Origin of the sequence: Nocardioides sp. SR21, from assembly GCF_022761125.1 — a bacterium.
Taxonomy (GTDB): domain Bacteria; phylum Actinomycetota; class Actinomycetes; order Propionibacteriales; family Nocardioidaceae; genus Nocardioides.
The window spans coordinates 216,456-231,709 of the sequence record NZ_JAKWJR010000007.1 but is presented as its reverse complement, the minus strand read 5'-3'; the positions used below and the strand labels follow the sequence as shown (position 1 = coordinate 231,709).

General features: G+C 73.4%; 16 protein-coding genes. 5 read left to right on the top strand and 11 right to left on the bottom strand.

Translation table 11 applies throughout. The features are described from left to right. Positions 1–371: 371 nt before the first annotated feature. Both MJ604_RS15180 and MJ604_RS15175 read right to left on the bottom strand, forming a co-directional pair. Complete coding sequence (locus MJ604_RS15180) at positions 372–710, bottom strand: hypothetical protein (RefSeq protein ID WP_243059333.1); 339 nt, start codon at positions 708–710, stop codon at positions 372–374. After that, positions 707–2,152 (bottom strand): wax ester/triacylglycerol synthase family O-acyltransferase, encoded by a 1,446-nt coding sequence (locus tag MJ604_RS15175; protein WP_243059332.1) that lies wholly within the window; start codon positions 2,150–2,152, stop codon positions 707–709. The genes MJ604_RS15180 and MJ604_RS15175 overlap by 4 nt, the downstream gene beginning before the upstream one ends. Positions 2,153–2,254: 102 nt before the next feature. Between MJ604_RS15175 and MJ604_RS15170 the strand changes: the two genes are divergently transcribed. Together MJ604_RS15170 and MJ604_RS15165 are read left to right on the top strand one after the other, a co-directional pair. Continuing rightward, positions 2,255–2,617 carry a hypothetical protein gene (locus MJ604_RS15170; protein ID WP_243059331.1) on the top strand — a complete coding sequence of 121 codons (363 nt, stop codon included), beginning with the start codon at positions 2,255–2,257 and terminating at the stop codon, positions 2,615–2,617. Position 2,618: 1 nt separating this feature from the next. Next, complete coding sequence (locus tag MJ604_RS15165; protein ID WP_243059330.1) at positions 2,619–3,950, top strand: hypothetical protein; 1,332 nt, start codon at positions 2,619–2,621, stop codon at positions 3,948–3,950. Here the strand turns inward: MJ604_RS15165 and MJ604_RS15160 are convergent. From MJ604_RS15160 to MJ604_RS15150, 3 genes are all read right to left on the bottom strand, one after another. Next, positions 3,947–4,621, bottom strand: coding sequence for a hypothetical protein (locus MJ604_RS15160; RefSeq protein WP_243059329.1), 675 nt, complete (start codon positions 4,619–4,621; stop codon positions 3,947–3,949). The genes MJ604_RS15165 and MJ604_RS15160 overlap by 4 nt on opposite strands. A 170-nt stretch (positions 4,622–4,791) precedes the next feature. Beyond that, positions 4,792–6,018 carry a hypothetical protein gene (locus tag MJ604_RS15155; RefSeq protein WP_243059328.1) on the bottom strand — a complete coding sequence of 409 codons (1,227 nt, stop codon included), beginning with the start codon at positions 6,016–6,018 and terminating at the stop codon, positions 4,792–4,794. 1 nt (position 6,019) lies between these two features. Further along, a complete protein-coding gene (locus tag MJ604_RS15150) occupies positions 6,020–6,664 on the bottom strand; it encodes a hypothetical protein (protein ID WP_243059327.1) in 645 nt (214 codons plus the stop codon). A 100-nt stretch (positions 6,665–6,764) separates the two neighbouring features. Here MJ604_RS15150 and MJ604_RS15145 point away from each other — a divergent pair, with 100 nt between their 5' ends. Next, positions 6,765–7,001, top strand: coding sequence for a helix-turn-helix domain-containing protein (locus tag MJ604_RS15145; protein ID WP_243059326.1), 237 nt, complete (start codon positions 6,765–6,767; stop codon positions 6,999–7,001). Here the strand turns inward: MJ604_RS15145 and MJ604_RS15140 are convergent. After that, positions 6,998–8,269: a S1C family serine protease gene (locus MJ604_RS15140; protein ID WP_243059325.1), complete on the bottom strand. Its 1,272-nt coding sequence runs from the start codon at positions 8,267–8,269 to the stop codon at positions 6,998–7,000. The genes MJ604_RS15145 and MJ604_RS15140 overlap by 4 nt on opposite strands. A gap of 77 nt (positions 8,270–8,346) precedes the next feature. On the opposite strand from MJ604_RS15140, the gene MJ604_RS15135 reads away from it, so the two are divergent. Next, a complete protein-coding gene (locus MJ604_RS15135) occupies positions 8,347–8,661 on the top strand; it encodes a hypothetical protein (protein WP_243059324.1) in 315 nt (104 codons plus the stop codon). Between the two features lie 10 nt (positions 8,662–8,671). Here MJ604_RS15135 and MJ604_RS15130 read toward each other — a convergent pair whose 3' ends face one another. Together MJ604_RS15130 and sigE are read right to left on the bottom strand one after the other, a co-directional pair. Next, positions 8,672–9,148 (bottom strand): zf-HC2 domain-containing protein, encoded by a 477-nt coding sequence (locus tag MJ604_RS15130; RefSeq protein WP_243059323.1) that lies wholly within the window; start codon positions 9,146–9,148, stop codon positions 8,672–8,674. Further along, positions 9,145–9,735 (bottom strand): RNA polymerase sigma factor SigE, encoded by a 591-nt coding sequence (gene sigE / locus MJ604_RS15125; protein WP_243059322.1) that lies wholly within the window; start codon positions 9,733–9,735, stop codon positions 9,145–9,147. The genes MJ604_RS15130 and sigE overlap by 4 nt, the downstream gene beginning before the upstream one ends. A gap of 200 nt (positions 9,736–9,935) precedes the next feature. On the opposite strand from sigE, the gene MJ604_RS15120 reads away from it, so the two are divergent. Beyond that, complete coding sequence (locus MJ604_RS15120; protein ID WP_374458354.1) at positions 9,936–10,577, top strand: O-methyltransferase; 642 nt, start codon at positions 9,936–9,938, stop codon at positions 10,575–10,577. A 2-nt stretch (positions 10,578–10,579) separates the two neighbouring features. On the opposite strand, the gene MJ604_RS23960 is transcribed toward MJ604_RS15120, so the two are convergent. The 3 genes from MJ604_RS23960 to MJ604_RS15105 are packed head-to-tail and all read right to left on the bottom strand — an operon-like array spanning position 10,580 to position 15,193. Continuing rightward, positions 10,580–13,339 carry a hypothetical protein gene (locus MJ604_RS23960; protein ID WP_279236010.1) on the bottom strand — a complete coding sequence of 920 codons (2,760 nt, stop codon included), beginning with the start codon at positions 13,337–13,339 and terminating at the stop codon, positions 10,580–10,582. A gap of 55 nt (positions 13,340–13,394) precedes the next feature. Further along, positions 13,395–13,733, bottom strand: a complete 339-nt coding sequence (locus MJ604_RS15110; RefSeq protein WP_243059321.1) for a hypothetical protein — start codon at positions 13,731–13,733, stop codon at positions 13,395–13,397. Then, positions 13,730–15,193 carry a M17 family metallopeptidase gene (locus tag MJ604_RS15105; protein ID WP_243059320.1) on the bottom strand — a complete coding sequence of 488 codons (1,464 nt, stop codon included), beginning with the start codon at positions 15,191–15,193 and terminating at the stop codon, positions 13,730–13,732. The genes MJ604_RS15110 and MJ604_RS15105 overlap by 4 nt, the downstream gene beginning before the upstream one ends. Between the last annotated feature and the right edge of the window lie 61 nt (positions 15,194–15,254).

Here is a 15,254-nt window from a genome sequence, read left to right as displayed (position 1 = left end):
CGCCTCGTTCCTCGGCGGCTACTCGACCAGCGAGCGTCATCGGTCGAGCAGCGAGCGCCGGCCAGCGGGCCTCGTCGGCGAGTAGCGAAACCAATGGTCTCGATACGCCGCCTCGTTCCTCGGCGGCTACTCGACCAGCGAGCGTCGTCGGTCGAGCAGCGAGCGCCGGCCAGCGGGCCTCGTCGGCGAGTAGCGAAACCAATGGTCTCGATACGCCGCCTCGTTCCTCGGCGGCTACTCGACCAGCGAGCGTCGTCGGTCGAGCAGCGAGCGCCGGCCAGCGGGCCTCGTCGGTCGAGCCGCCGGCGAGCAGCGAGCGTCGTCGGGGTTCGTTGGTCGAGTAGCGAGCGCCAGCGAGCGTATCGAGACCCCTAGATCAGGTAGGGGATCTCCTGGGTCGCGAACCAGCCGAGGTCGTCGTCGGGGTCGGCGCCGTCCTCGGTGTCGGCGTGGACGGCGACGACCCGCTTGAGCGGGATCGTCCAGCCCGGCTCGGGGGCCTTGTCGAGCTCGGCGACCACGACGACGCGGCGGCCCGGGCCGGACACCAGCGCGGCCGAGGACTCGGCGGCCGTCATCAGCGCGTCGTACTCCGCCTCCTCGTCGTCCTCGGTCGCGACGACGACCTCGTCGGTGGCGAGGAACTCACCTTGGGCGTGCTGCTCGGCGAGCAGCGCGAGGGTCAGCGGGAGGTAGGCACGAATCGTCACGAGGTCTCCGTCGGCTTGCGCTTCTTGCGGCCGCGGGGAGCCCGCGACCGTCCCCCGGACGCCGACTCCAGGAGCTCGTCGAGCGCCTCCTGCAGGCACGGTCCGAGCAGGTCGGCGTCGGCGATCATGTCGCGGTCCGCGGTGATGCCGTAGTAGACGAAGCCGTCGTACGACGTCACGCCGATCGCGATCGGGTGGCCCTCGTGCAGCGGCGGCACGGGATACGTCGCGACCATCCGCGCACCGGCGGCGTACAGCGGGACCTGCGGTCCGGGCACGTTGGTGACGCACAGCCCGTAGCTGCGGCGCTCGGCCGCGGCGACCCGCGAGCCGAGCGCGTGGAACGTCGCCGGCGCGAAGCCGGACAGGCTCGCCAGCCGGGCCGCCGTCACACTGCGGCCGGACTCCTTGTGGGCCTGGAAGGAGTACGACACCTGGTGCAGACGGACCACCGGGTTGGGCTCCCACACGGGCAGGTCGACGAAGTGCGCCGCGACCTGGCTGCCGAGCGAGGTCGCCTCGAGCTCGTCGTCGATCACCGACACCGGCACCAGCGCGCGCACCTGCTTGATGCCACGCATCGACTCGCCGCGGGTCATCAGCCACGCGCGCAGCCCGCCGGTGACCGTCGCGAGCACGACGTCGTTGATCGAGCCGCCGTGCGCCTCCCGGATCTTGCGGTGCGCGGCGAGGTCGGTGCGCACGGTGACCACCCGGCGCTGCTGCGAGAGCGCCCCGATGATCGGCGAGTCGGGGCTCGGCGTGCGGTTGGCGAGCGCGTCGACGACGTTGCCGGCGGTTCGCGCGCCGGCCGCCGCGGCCCGCAGCACCGCGCCGGTCGCGCTGCGCATGGTGTCGACCACGGTGTCGGGCTCGGTGACCGAGTCGCGCACGGCTCCGGCCATCAGCATGAACGGCGACGGGCGACCCTGCGCGCGCCACGCGTCAGGGCCGAGCTCCTTGGTCTCCGGGGACTGGTCGAGCAGCACCTGGCCGAGGTCGACGGTCTCGATCCCGTCGACCAGCACCTGGTGGGACTTCGACAGCAGCGCGACCTGGCCGTCGGCGAGCCCCTCGACGACGTAGATCTCCCAGAGGGGGCGGCTGCGGTCCAGCGGTCGCGACACGATCCGCGACACCAGCTCGCGCAGCTGGTCCAGGGTCCCGGGACGCGGCAGCGCGGAGCGGCGTACGTGGTAGCCGATGTCGAAGTTGTCGTCGTCGACCCAGACGGGGTTGGCGAGCCGGCCAGGAACCACCTGGACGCGCTGCCGGTAGCGGGGCACGAACGAGATCCGCTCCTGCACCAGCTCGACGAGCCGGGCGTAGTCGAACCCCGAGCTGCCGACCTCGAAGATCTCGACGGTCGCGTTGTGTCGGGGCGCTGACGGGGACTCCTCGGCCAGGAGGGCCACGTCCCGCGGCCGGAGCCGCTCACTCATCTCTCGCCCTTTCGTCGATCCACCGGGGCTGAATGCCGGAGTTTCGTACAACGTGGGATTCTGGCAGACGTGATGGTCCACCGAGCAGAAGGAACGACGACGATGCGCCGAGTCCTGGCGAGTACGGCGGTGCTGCTGAGCGCCCTCACCCTGGCGACGGCGTGCGGGAGCGACGAGGAGCCCTCGTCGGGGAGCACCGATCCCAAGGTCATCGAGGTCACGTTCGAGGGCGACTCCGTGACCCCGAACGGCGACCGCGTCGAGATCGAGCGCGGGCAGGACGTCGAGCTCGAGGTCACCGCCGACGAGCCCGGCGAGATCCACGTGCACTCCGACCCGGAGCAGGAGCTCGCGTACGCCGAGGGCACCACCACAGTGACGATCCAGGGCATCGACCAGCCCGGGACCGTCGACGTCGAGTCACACACGCTCGACAAGGTGATCGTCCAGCTCGAAGTGCGCTGAGGTGCCGTCGCCTGACGGCATCACGATGGCCCACGGGCTCGGCGGCGCGAAGGACCTGCCGATCTCGCCCGAGCTGGCGATCGCAGGTGCCACCGCAGCCCTGGTCATCTCGTTCACGGTCCTCGCGATCGCGTGGCGCACGCCGCGGTACGACGCCGCGACCAGCGGCCGTCTCGCTCCGCGGGAGCTCGCCGCGATCGTCGACTCGCGTGCGTGGCGGATCACCTGGCGCGTCGTCGGGTTCGCGATCTTCCTGTACGCCGTCATGGTCGCGGTGTTCGGCAAGGACCTCGCGATCAACCCGATCCTCGGCATCGTCTACGTGTGGTGGTGGGTCGGCCTGGTGCCGCTCTCGCTGTTCTTCGGCCCGGTGTGGAAGGCGATCAGCCCGGTCCGCACCATCAACATCGGCTTCGCGAAGATCTCCGGCAGCGACCCCGACCGCGGCCTGTTCGAGTACCCCGAGCGGCTCGGCAACTGGCCCGCGGCGCTCGGCCTGTTCGCGTTCGTCTGGCTCGAGCTGGTCTACCCGTACCCGACCGAGCTCGGACCGGTCCGGCTCTGGGTGGCGGCGTACGTCGCGGTGATGCTGGTGGGCGGCGCGCTGTTCGGCAACCGGTTCTACGAGCGCGCGGACCCGTTCGAGGTCTACTCCACGCTCGTGTCCCGCCTGTCGATCTGGGGCCGGCGCGGCGACCAGCTGGTGATCCGCAGTCCGCTGGCGAACCTCGACACCACGCCCGTGGTGCCCGGCCTGGTCGCCGTGGTCGCGGTGCTGTTCGGCAGCACGGCGTTCGACTCGTTCAAGGACTCCACGCGCTGGGTGAAGTTCGTGCAGGGCGGCGACACCTCGCCGTACCTGCTCAACAACCTCGCGCTGCTGGTGTTCTGCGTCGCCGCGGGCGCGGTCTTCGCGCTCGGCTGCGTGCTCACCGGACTCGGGGACGACCTGCGCCGCGTCGAGCTGCCCAACCAGTTCGCGCACTCGATGATCCCGATCATCGTCGGCTACATCGTCGCCCACTACCTGAGCTACCTCGTCGAGGTCGGGTGGCTGACGCTGATCTACGCCAGCGACCCGTTCAGCAACGGGAGCAACTGGTTCGGGACCGCCGACCTGCCGCTGTTCACGTGGCTGAGCTACCACCCGACGTTCCTGGCGAACACCAAGGTGCTCGCGGTCGTCATCGGGCACGTGCTCGGCGTGATTGCGGCGCACGAGCGCGCGATCCGGATCCTCCCGAAGCGGCACCAGCTGACCGGCCAGCTGCCGCTGCTGTTCGCGATGGTCGCGTTCACCGCAGGCGGGCTGTACCTGCTGTTCGCGGCCTAGGCGGCCTCGCGGCCGGCGTCGAGGCCGGCGTCCCACGGGGCGCTGGCCGCGGCGACGACCGCGCCGTCGAGGACGTCGGCGAGGATGATCGCGGCGGCGCGCAGGCGGGCGGAGCGGAACACCGCGCTGCGGCGTACCGACTCGCTGGAGACGCCGGTGACCCGGTGCACCATCCGCAGCGACACCTGGCGGTGGGTCATGGTGGCGGCGGCGAGCAGCTGGTCGGCCATGCCGTCCCAGTAGCGCAGCGGGTGGGCCAGCCAGGCGCGGCGGACCGCCTCGGTGCGCTCGAGCTCGGTGGTGGTCTTGATGATCCCGCCCAGGACGTCGAGCACCCGGCTGAACTCCGGGCCGAAGCCGAGCTCCTCCTCGGGCCCGACCATCTGGCGCAGCGGACGCAGCGTCTGGCTCATGACCGCCGGCTCGGTCCACGGCTCGAGGTGCAGCACCGTGGCGATGTCGCAGACCGCGTCCACGCCGGCCCGCTCCTGCTCGTCGAGCACCGGGAACTGGTCGATGTAGTAGTGCAGCAGGCTCCGGCGTACCCGGATCTGGCGCACCAGCATGTCGCCGGGCGCGCCGGGCGGGAGCACGGTCGTGCTGACCGGTCCCCGCAGCTGGCCGAGCAGGGTCAGCTCCTCCCGCGACAACCGCGGCAGGAGCGCAGGCACGACGGACCCCAGGAGCGGAGAGACCGCCCTGGTCCGCCCGTCCGGGTAGAGCAGGGCACTCTCCATCTCCGAGGCCATCGGCTCGAGATCGTCTAGGTGCCACACGGAGACAGAAATCGGCAGGTAAGGGCCACCTATGAGTGGATCCGGACACCCGATTTCGGACGCGTTCAGGCCGGTATCGGGGCGAGGACGTCGGCGAGCCGGCCGAGCGCCCGGCCGAGCGGGGTCTCCCCCACCTCGACCAGCGTCCGCCCGGCGACCAGCGCGCGGTCGACGGCGGGCTGGTCGTCGGGCAGGAAGTGCAGCCCGGCGACCCGGGCGAACCCGGTCACCATGCCTGCAATGTCGCGCTCGGACCACCCCAGCGTGGGGCGCATCCGGTTCACGACCACGTGCACCGGTCGGGCGCCGGTGAGCTCGCGCAGCTCCACCAGGGCGCGGCCGAGCCGGGACAGCCCGACCGGGTCGGCGCTGCCGACCACGAGGACCTCGTCGGCCACCTCCAGCGCCTCGAGCGTCAGGTGGTTGCGCCCCGGCCGCGAGCCGTAGTCGGAGCCGGGGTCGTCCTCCACGCAGAAGCCGGTGTCCACGACCACCTCACCCTGCTCGCGGGCGAGCTCGAGCAGGTGCTCCAGCGCCCCCGCGCGGACCTCCACCCAGCGGTCGCCGCGGGGCAGCCCGGTCACCACGCTCAGGTGCCGGTCGAGCCCGCGCTGGACCGACGAGAGCCGGTCCGCGAGCTGCCCCGACCCGGCCAGCCGGGCCGCGGCGAGCAGCCCGGAGACCTCGTCGAGGATGCCGAGCTGCTGGGCGACGGCCCCGCCGTACGGGTCCGCGTCGACGAGGATCGTGCGGCGCTGCCGGTGGGCGATCTCGGCGGCCAGCCCGATCGCGACCGTGGTGCGACCCGGCGCACCGGCAGGGCCCCAGACGACGGTCACCCGACCCCCCTGACCCGCCACCGGTCCGTGTTCCGGTGGCGGGCCGACCGGCGGCGGACCGTCCGGCAGCGGGCGGACGACGGTCGCCGGCGTCTCGGGGGTGGTGACGGCCTCGGGCAGCGCCTCGAGGTCGTCGTCGGTGACGACGCGGTGGATGCCGATCCGGGCGGCGCGCAGCCGACCGCCGTCGAGGGTCGGGCCGCCGGCCGCGATCGCGACCGGCCGGATCCCGTGCTTGCGCAGGTGGTCGACGGCCGCCCGGTCCAGCCCCGGTGCGTCGATGCCGAGCACCGCGGCGTCGGCCTGCCCAGCGGTGGCCGCGGCGAGCAGGTCGTCGACGTCGACGCAGCGCTTGAGCACGACGACGCCGGGGTGCTCGCCGAGGACCCGGAGCGCGCCGGTCTCCCAGGCCGCACCGGAGGCCACGATCAGCACGAGCGAGCGGTCGGCCACGTCAGCTCCGGCGTACGACGGTCAGCACGGGGTTCTCGATGCGCCCCAGGGCGGCGAGGAACGCGGTCGCGTCGGCCGCGGGGACCGCCACCACCAGCTGCCGCCGGCCGGTCACGGTCCCGAAGCCCTCGTCGAGCGCCGGGGCGTCCACGACAGTCGCCTCCTCGAGCACCGGGCCGGTGGTCTCGGAGCGCGCGCTCGGGTCGCGCAGGTAGACGTCGACGACCGACCCCGCGCGCACCGACGGCGGGACCTGGTCGGCCTCCACCGCCACCGGCAGCTCGACGGCGTCGGTGGGCGTCGCGCCGGTGCCGAGCGCCGCGCGCGGGAGCAGCTCGCCCGCCGCGACCCCGCGGAGCAGGCGCAGGTCGGCCGGCAGCTCGTCGTCGACGGTGAAGTAGCCGGCCTGCTGGTCGGCGTCGGCGAACCGGATCCGGTGCGCGACCAGGTCCTCGGTGGTGAGCAGCGTCCCCGGGCCGGCGTCGGTGGCCACGGTCCACACCGCCACGGTGTCGTCGGCCGCGGCCAGCAGCCGGGCGCCGGCGACCACCGACACCGCGACCAGCAGCACGCCGACCCACAGCCGGGGATCGCGCCAACCCGGGCGCGCGGCGCGGGTGGCCGGTGGGACCGTCCCGAGACTCACCCGGTGATGATGGCCTCCGGGTGGAGTTCCGAAACCCGTCCTCCACAGGCACCGGCACCGTCCCCACGCGGGGACGCGGGGGGGGTGCGACGATGGGCCCATGGCCGGCACCCCACGCTTCCTCACGCTCGCCGACGTCGCCGAGGTGCTCAACACCTCCAGCGCGCAGGTCTACGCGTTGGTGCGCCGCGGCGACCTGCCGGCGATCAAGATCGGCGGCCGCGGCCAGTGGCGCGTCGAGTCGGCCCAGCTCGAGGAGTACATCTCACGGATGTACGCCGAGACCCGCGTGTTCGTCGACGAGCACCCGTACGTCGAGTCCGACGCCGCGGACTAGCCGACCTCTTCGCCGAGCGTGACCTCGATGGTCCGCTCCTGACCCCCGCGCTCGATGGTGAACTCCACCGTCTCCCCCGGCTGGTGCGTCCGGATCGCGACGATCAGCGCGATCCCGTCGATCACCCGCTGGCCCTCGATCTCGGTGATCACGTCACCCTTCTCGAGACCGCTGCGCTCGGCCGGGGTGTCGGGCATGACCGAGTCGATCTCCGCGCCGGTGACGTCGGTGTCGCCGCTGGTGCGCACCTGGGCGCCGATGACCGGGTAGCGCGCCTCGCCGGTGCGCAGGATCTGGTCCGCGGTGGTCCGCACCTGCTCGATCGGGATCGCGAAGCCGACGCCGATGTTGCCCGACTGCTCGCCGGTGATGCTGCCGCCGGTCGTGGCGATCGCGGAGTTCACGCCGACCACCTGGCCCCGCAGGTTCACCAGCGGGCCGCCGGAGTTGCCGGGGTTGATCGCGGCGTCGGTCTGCACGGCGTTGATGTACGACGACTCGCTGCCGGGATCGCCGGTGGTGACCGGACGGTCCTTGGCGCTCACGATGCCTGCGGTGACCGTCGAGCTGAGGCCGAGCGGCGAGCCGATCGCGACGACCTCCTCGCCGACGATGAGCGCGCGGGAGGCGCCGAGCGCGGCGGGCTGCAGGCCCTTGGCCTCGGGGGCGTAGAGCACCGCGAGGTCGTAGACCGGGCTCCGACCCACCACGGTGGCGTCGTACCGGTTGCCGTCCTGGTCGACGATCTCGATCGGGCCTTCGTCCTCGTCGGCCCCCTGGACGACGTGGTTGTTCGTGATGACGTGACCCTGGCGGTCCAGCACGAAGCCCGAGCCGGTCGCGCCGGCGTCCTGGCCTTCGTACTCCGCGACGATCTGCACCGTGCTCGGGAGCAGCCGTCGGGCCACCTCGGCGACGGAGCCGTTCTCGGCGGGCAGCGGGGCCTCCGAGACCGTGTCGACGCCGGACAGCCCGTCGCCGACGAAGCCGTCGCTCTCGTTCACCCGGTCGTAGACCGCGCCACCCGCGATTCCGCCGGCGACCCCGAGGACCAGCGCGAGCACGCACACGACCGGCCAGATCCAGCCCGGCACCCGGCCGCGGGCAGCGGGCTGGGCGGGAGCGGCGTACGGCGCGTAGGGCAGCTGCTGCGTGGGCGGCGGCGGGTAGCCGCCCCACGGCTGCGGCGGCACCCACGTCGGGGGCGGGGTCATGGGCGCGATCGGCTGCGTCGGCTCGGTCCCGTCCCGGGGGTCGTCCTGGGTCACGTCCCTATCTTGACCCGTGGGTCGTAATCCACGCCTGCCGGGCTCAAGTACCGGCGAGGTCTGCCGATCATCTAGGCATGACCACGATGGCGACCCACACGATGACCCATGGCGACTGGTTCCCCCAGCACGCCTGGGACGCGGGGTCGACCAGCATCGGCGGCCGGTGCGAGGACGGCACCCGGGTCGACGTGGTGACGCACCGCGACGCGGAGTACCGCACTCACCAGCAGCGCGCCTGGAACGAGTGGCTGCACGGCCGCGTTCTCATGGTGACCCGCGACGACGCCCCGCCGGCGCTCGTGCTGCCGGTCGACCAGATCACGGTCGGGGCGATCAACCTCGCGGTCTCGGCGTGGGCCACCGGCCACGCCAGCGCCATCGCCGCCTGACGGCGGTGCGTCAGCGCCGGTGCTTGCCGGCGCGCACCAGCGCGCTCGGCTGCACGGCCACGGGCGTGGGCCGGGTGTCGGACTGCGTGATCGACGCCGGAGGCGTGCGCTCGATGGTGGGCGTCGAGGCCGGGGCGACCCCGAAGGCCAGCACCCCGACGACGGCGGCGCCGACGGCGCCACTGCCGATCGCGACCATCCCGGCGTTGCGGCGCCGGTGGTCGATGTGGTTCGTCTGCAGGTAGACGTCGCCCGGCGGGCCGTGCTCGCAGGCGCCCATCAGGGAGCCCTTGAGCCAGTCCGGGGTGGACGGGGTGGCGACCTCGAAGGAGAGGCCGGCCAGGCGGGTCTTCACCCAGCCCTCGCGCTCGACGAGGTCGCGGCAGGCGTGGCACGAGTGGACGTGCGCCCACGCGCGCTCGGTCTCCTCCGGGGACAGCTGGCCGTCCAGCAGCGCGCTGGTGCGGGTCCCGAGGTGGCCCATCACGACGCCGAGCCCTGTCCGGACAGCAGCGGGCCGGCGTACCGGGCCCGTCCGGCGCTGGGCGCGCGGTGCGCGAGCGCGGAGCGGAGCATGGCGCGGCCGCGGTGGATGCGGGAGCGCACGGTGCCGAGCTTGGCGCCGAGGATCTCCGCGATCTCCTCGTAGCTGAGGCCCTCGACGTCGCACAGCACGACCGCGGCGCGGAAGTCCGGCGGGAGGGTGGACAGGGCCTGCTCGACGTCGTCGTCGAAGGTGCGGTCGACGTACGCCGCATCCGGGGTCGGCGACGTGCTGGTGAGCCGGTCGGCGCGCTCGTCGGAGAGGGCGTCGAAGCGGATCCGCTGCTTGCGGCGCGCCTGGTCGAGGAAGAGGTTCGTGGTGATCCGGTGGAGCCAGCCCTCGAACGTGCCCGGGGTGTAGGTCGACAGCGAGCGGAACACGCGGACGAACACCTCCTGGGTGAGGTCCTCGGCGTCGTGCCGGTTGCCGGTCAGCCGGTAGGCGAGGCGGTAGACCCGGTCGGAGTGCTGCTCGACGATCTCCTCCCACGACGGAACGCCGGCGGCGGTGCTCGCCTGTGCGTCGTCCATGGGAGCCTCCTCGACTCGCTTGCTCTTCCTCAACCTACGAACCTTCACTGAGAGTTTCCTGAGCCCGGGTACGGGCTGCTTACGTCGGGACCAACGATCAGTGGCGGGCCGGTGTTCCCGCGCGCCACCACGAGTACGACGAGCGCCGGGGATACGGTGGTTCCGCACGTCCGCCCCAGGAGGCCACCATCACCACGCCGATCAAGCCCACCAGCTGGTCCTACGCCGAGCAGTTCGTCGCCGAGGACGACGTGCTGGTCGCGGCTCGGTCGCGCTCGGAGGAGGTCGGCGTCGTGCCGATCGGCTCCGGCGGTGGCGCCGCCCTCCGCTTCCTCACCTCGGTGCTGGAGGCCCGGGCGGTCGTCGAGATCGGCACCGGTACCGGCGTCTCCGGGCTCTGGCTGCTGCGCGGCATGCGCTCCGACGGCGTGCTCACCACCGTCGACATCGAGGCCGAGCACCAGCGCCTGGCCCGGCAGACCTTCACCGAGGGCGGCATCGCCAGCCAGCGGGTCCGCACCATCGCCGGCGCCGCGCTCGACGTGCTCCCCCGGCTCACCGACGGTCACTACGACGTGGTCTTCTGCGACGGCGACAAGGCGGAGTACTCCGCCTACCTCCACGAGGCGCTGCGGCTGCTGCGCCCCGGCGGCGTGGTCGCGTTCGACAACGCGCTCTGGCACGACCGGGTCGCCGACCCCGCGCAGCGCGACGAGAACACCGTCGCGATCCGCGAGCTCGGTCGCCAGGTCGCCGACCGCGACGACCTCGTGCCGGTGCTCCTCCCCGTCGGCGACGGCCTGCTGGTCGCCAAGAAGGAGTGGAGCCCCGAGGCGGACTGAGGTCAGCTGACCCAGTCGCTCCAGCCCGCGCCGATTCCCGGCACCGGCGCTCCACCGCGGTTCCGCACGAAGTACCAGCCGCGCACCTTCGTCCGGTTGTCAGCGACGTCGGCACCGACCGCCTGGTACCGCACCTTGACCAGGCGACCTCGCGTGCCTGCCACGGTGGCGGCCTTGGTGCGGGTCCGACACCACTGGGCACCGGAGAGCTCGTCGGTCGCCTCGCACCCGACGTCACGCAGGTGCCGGTAGGCGGCACCGGTCACGACACCGGTCACCTCGACGCCCGGGTCCTGCTGGTCGATGTTGATCCCAGCCACGACGAGCTGCGCCGTGCCGCCGTCGGTCGCCGTGATCCCGCGCGTCACCGACTGGTCGGAACCGTCCTCGTCGAGCACCACCGCAGCCGGGCACGGCGACGCCAGCGGGGCGCTCCCCGTGGTGCACGTGAAGGCGACGTGCACCGGCGTGCGGTGCCATCCGTGGTGCGGCGTCGCGCCCGAGGTGACCGTCGCCGTGATCGTGGGATCCACGACGGGTACGCCGACCGCAATCACCTGCGGTGTCTGGGCCGCCGGGTAGTAGTCGGCGTTGCCCGCCTGGTCGGCGAGCACGCGGCACTGCCCCAGCGCGTCGAACGTGACCGTCGTGCCGTCGATCGAGCACACGTCGTCGCTGGCGGGGTCGATCGCGAAGGTGACCGGGCTGCCGGACCCGCCGCCGGTCGCGGCGACCTCGTACGCGTCGCCCACGTGCGCACGACTCGGCGGAACGGACGTGAAGGTGATGACCTGAGAGGTACGACGTACGACGATCGTCTGCGACACCGGCGGTGCGACCGCGTGGTCGTCGTCGCCCGCCTGGTTCGCCACGACCTCGCAGCTGCCGCCGCGGTGGAACGTCACCAGGGAGCCGGCGACCGAGCACCGTCCGCTCGAGCCGGCCGCGATCGTGAACGTCACCGGGTTGCCCGAACCGCCCCCGGCGGCGGTGACGAGGTAGGTGTCGCCGACACGCACGTCGGACGGCGGGGTGGACGTGAACACGATGCTCTGCGTCTGGAGAACCGTCCAGGGGTCGTGCGCTGCTCCGTCGGAACCATCGGCGCCAGGATCACCTCCGTCGAGGTCGTCGCCCCCGACGCCGCCGGCACCACCGGATCCTCCTGCGCCGCCGGCGCCACCGGCCGACCCGGCAGGCATGTTCCCGGCGCCACCGACGCTCCCGTCGACCCCAGGGTCGGCGCCGTCGCTGCCGGTGGCTCCGCCGGAGCCCCCGGTCCCGCCTGCGCCACCGGTCGCCGTCACCGACGCGGGGTTCGCGACCGCAACCGCGGCACCGTCGACCCCGGTGCCACCGACACCACCGTCGCCGCCGACACCGGCGCCACCACCGGCAGCGCCACCACCTCCGACGCCACCGACGCCGCCTGCGCCACCGGTCCCGCCGAGCTCGCCCACGTCCCCGGAACCACCATGGCCGCCGGCGCCACCGAGGCCACCCGCGCCACCGGCGCCGCCGTGGCCGGCAGCGCCGCCCGCTCCCCCGGAGCCACCGGCTCCTGCAGTCGCGAGAACGGTCCCGACTCCACCGAGCGAGACCGTGCCGCCGTCGATCCCGGCACCACCGTCGCCACCTATGCCTCCGGCGCCACCGTCGCCTCCTACGCCACCGTCGCCTCCTGGCCCGCCGGGCCGACCTACCCCGCCGTCGCCGCCGCGAGCCACGTTGCCTGTCCCGCCATCGCCACCGTGGCCACCCGCACCACCCGCACCGCCCGCACCGCCGCTGCCGCCGGCACCGGCGAGACCACCCGAGCCCCCGTCGCCACCCGTCGCGACGATCGTCCCGGATCCGCCCACGACGATCGTGTCGCCGTCGATGCCGACACCGCCGTCACCACCGTGACCGCCGGCTCCGCCCGGTCCGCCCTGCCCACCGGTGCCGGCGAGACCACCGGTGCCTCCGGCACCGCCGAGGCCACCCGGGTTGGCGAAGCCGAACCCGCGGCCGGCGCCTCCGTTCCCGCCCTGCCCCCCGGCTCCTCCGACACCACCGAGAGTCCCACCACCCCCGGGCCCGCCGGTCCCGCCGGCCCCGCCGGTCCCGACGAGGAGCCCGCTGCTGTCGAACTGGAGGGTGCCAGCCGAGATGCCGGCCCCGCCGGTACCACCGCCGTCGCCTCCGCTCCCGCCGGCCCCGCCGCTGCCGAACAGACCGGCACCTCCAGTACCGCCGGAGCCCCCCGGCGTCACGCTGTCGCTCCCGGCCGCCCCCGGATCACCGGGAGCGCCGATCAGCAAGCCGTTGGCGCCGGCAGCGCCGGGGGCTGCGGGGCCGCCGATCGCCGTGAGGTTGGCGCGACCGGTGACCACGAACGTCACGCCTCCCGCGAGCACGCCGTCGAGGCCCGGCTCGCCGCTCGCGTCAGCGGTCAACGTCCCCGGCGAACCGCCCGAGCTCTCGTCGGTCAGGATCATGCCGGACTCCATGACGAGGTTGCGGACCGCGAGGTGGTGACCGTTCAGGTCGAGGGTCACGTTGCAGGCGGCCGCGAGCTCCTGGGCCGGCTCGCTGATCGAGGACCCGAGGACGACGACCTTGTCCGCCGCACAGGGCAGGTCGAGCGCGGTGCTCAGGGCCGCGAACGTCGAGACCGGCACCGTGGCCGCCTGCACGGGAGCCGGCGCGACCAGCGCCACAGATCCCGCGACCAGCGCGACGACACCGACGGGAACCGAACGACGCAGCGATCCAGGCATGGCTGACAGCCGACCACAGCCGCCGCCGGGCTGTCCCCGAATTCGGCGGAAACGCTCAGAAGCGCGGGGCGGCCCGGAAGCCGGCAGCACCCTCCGCGACCGCGACGATCTCGCACGCCTCGATCAGCATCGGCGGGCTGCCGACCATCTGCGAGCCGGGGACCGTGGCGGCGTTCGCGGTGAACTCCGCCTGGAAAGCAGCCCGCTCCTCGTCGGTGTCGAAGACGTAGCAACCCTCGAACCACTCACCCGGGACGCAGCGCCACACCTTAATGTGCAGGCCGTCCATCGCGGAGAAGCGCGCGTGTGAGGTGCCGGCGACGTACGACGCGAGCTCCTCCTCGACGCCGTCGGGCGCGTCGGCGAGCGACCACCGCACGGTCATGCCGTTCATCGGCCGATCCCTTCCATCGGTCGCTCCGACCCGAGCCACTGCAGCAGCGCCCGGGCGCCGAAGCCGGTCGGTCCGGTCGTCCACTCGAACGAGTCCTCGGGGGCGTCTCCCACCGAGGCGATGTCGAGGTGCGCCCAGGGGACGTCCCCGACGAAGTGCTGGAGGAACAGCGCCGCGGTGATCGCGCCGGGGCCGTTCGGGGCGTTGTCGGAGTCTGCGACCGTCGAGACCAGCTTGCCCTCGTAGGCGTCGGTGAGCGGGAACCGCCACAGCGGCTCACCGGCGGCCACGCTCGCGGCCCGCAGAGTGGCGGCGAGCGACTCGTCGGTCGAGAAGAAGCCCCCGACCTGCTGGCCGAGGGCGACCTTCATGGCGCCGGTGAGGGTGGCGACGTCGACGATCACGTCGGGGCGCACCACCTCGACGGCGTACGCCAGGGCGTCGGCGAGGACCAGGCGGCCCTCGGCGTCGGTGTTGGTCACCTCGCTGGTGCGACCGCCGTAGTGGGAGATCACGTCGCCGGGACGCATCGCGTCGCCGCCGACGGAGTTCTCGGCGGCCGCGACCAGGCCGACGACGCGGACCGGGCAGCCGACGGCCGCGAGCGCGGCCATCGTGGCCATCACGACCGCGCCGCCGGTCATGTCGCGCTTCATGTTGGCCATCGCCTCGCCGGGCTTGATCGAGAGCCCGCCGGTGTCGAAGGTGATGCCCTTGCCGACCAGCGCGACCGTGGGAGTACGCCGGCCCGCCTTGCGCGGGGTGTAGTCGATCCGGATCAGCCGGGGCGGCGACTCGGACGCGCGGCCGACGGCCAGCAGGCCGCCGAACCCGTCCGCGGTCAGCCGCTTCTCGTCCCAGACCGTGACCTCGAGGCCGGCCTCCGCCCCGATCTCGACGGCCTGCTCGGCCAGCCAGGGCGGGTTCTTGAGGTTCGAGGGGACCGTGCAGAGCATCCGCGATCGCCAGCCCGCGCCGCCGATGGCGACCGCGCGGGTCAGCAGCGGCGCCAGGGCGCCGGGCAGGTCGGCGAGCACCACGCGGGCCACCGGGCGGTGCTCCGGCGGACCCGAGCGCCAGGTGAAGACGAAGGAGCCGAGCATGGCCCCGACGACGAACGCCTCGATGCCGTCCTCCTCGGCGATCGCGGCCACCGAGGTGGCGATCGCGTCGCGGCCCCGGCAGGCCCGAGCCACGGCAGCGCCGGCGCGCCGCAGGTCCTGGGAGCACTGCGCGCCGACACCGACCAGGAGCACCAGCCGCAGAGCGGCGTTCTCGGGGCTGCCGAGCGGGACCGGGATCGTCGTGACCTCGCCGGCCGCGCCGGTCGCCGAGCTCAGCTCGAGGACACCGAGCAGGTCCACGCCGAGCTGGTCGGCGAGCTGCTCGGCACCGGGCCCGAGGACCACGGGACCGCCCTCGTCGTCGGCCGGCAGGACCGGCACGGCGACGACGTCCACCCCCACGACGGCATGCGGCAGCACCTCACTGAGCGCGAACTCCGGAGGTGCTACCTGCGCC

Excerpts from the sequence above, each read along its gene's own strand:
- MJ604_RS15135 (WP_243059324.1), top strand. The coding sequence starts at position 8,347 with ATGACCACGATGGCGACCCACACGATGACCCATGGCGACTGGTTCCCC.
- MJ604_RS23960 (WP_279236010.1), bottom strand. The coding sequence starts at position 13,339 with ATGCCTGGATCGCTGCGTCGTTCGGTTCCCGTCGGTGTCGTCGCGCTG.
- MJ604_RS15175 (WP_243059332.1), bottom strand. The coding sequence starts at position 2,152 with ATGAGTGAGCGGCTCCGGCCGCGGGACGTGGCCCTCCTGGCCGAGGAG.
- MJ604_RS15110 (WP_243059321.1), bottom strand. The coding sequence starts at position 13,733 with ATGAACGGCATGACCGTGCGGTGGTCGCTCGCCGACGCGCCCGACGGC.
- MJ604_RS15145 (WP_243059326.1), top strand. The coding sequence starts at position 6,765 with ATGGCCGGCACCCCACGCTTCCTCACGCTCGCCGACGTCGCCGAGGTG.
- MJ604_RS15170 (WP_243059331.1), top strand. The coding sequence starts at position 2,255 with ATGCGCCGAGTCCTGGCGAGTACGGCGGTGCTGCTGAGCGCCCTCACC.
- sigE (WP_243059322.1), bottom strand. The coding sequence starts at position 9,735 with ATGGACGACGCACAGGCGAGCACCGCCGCCGGCGTTCCGTCGTGGGAG.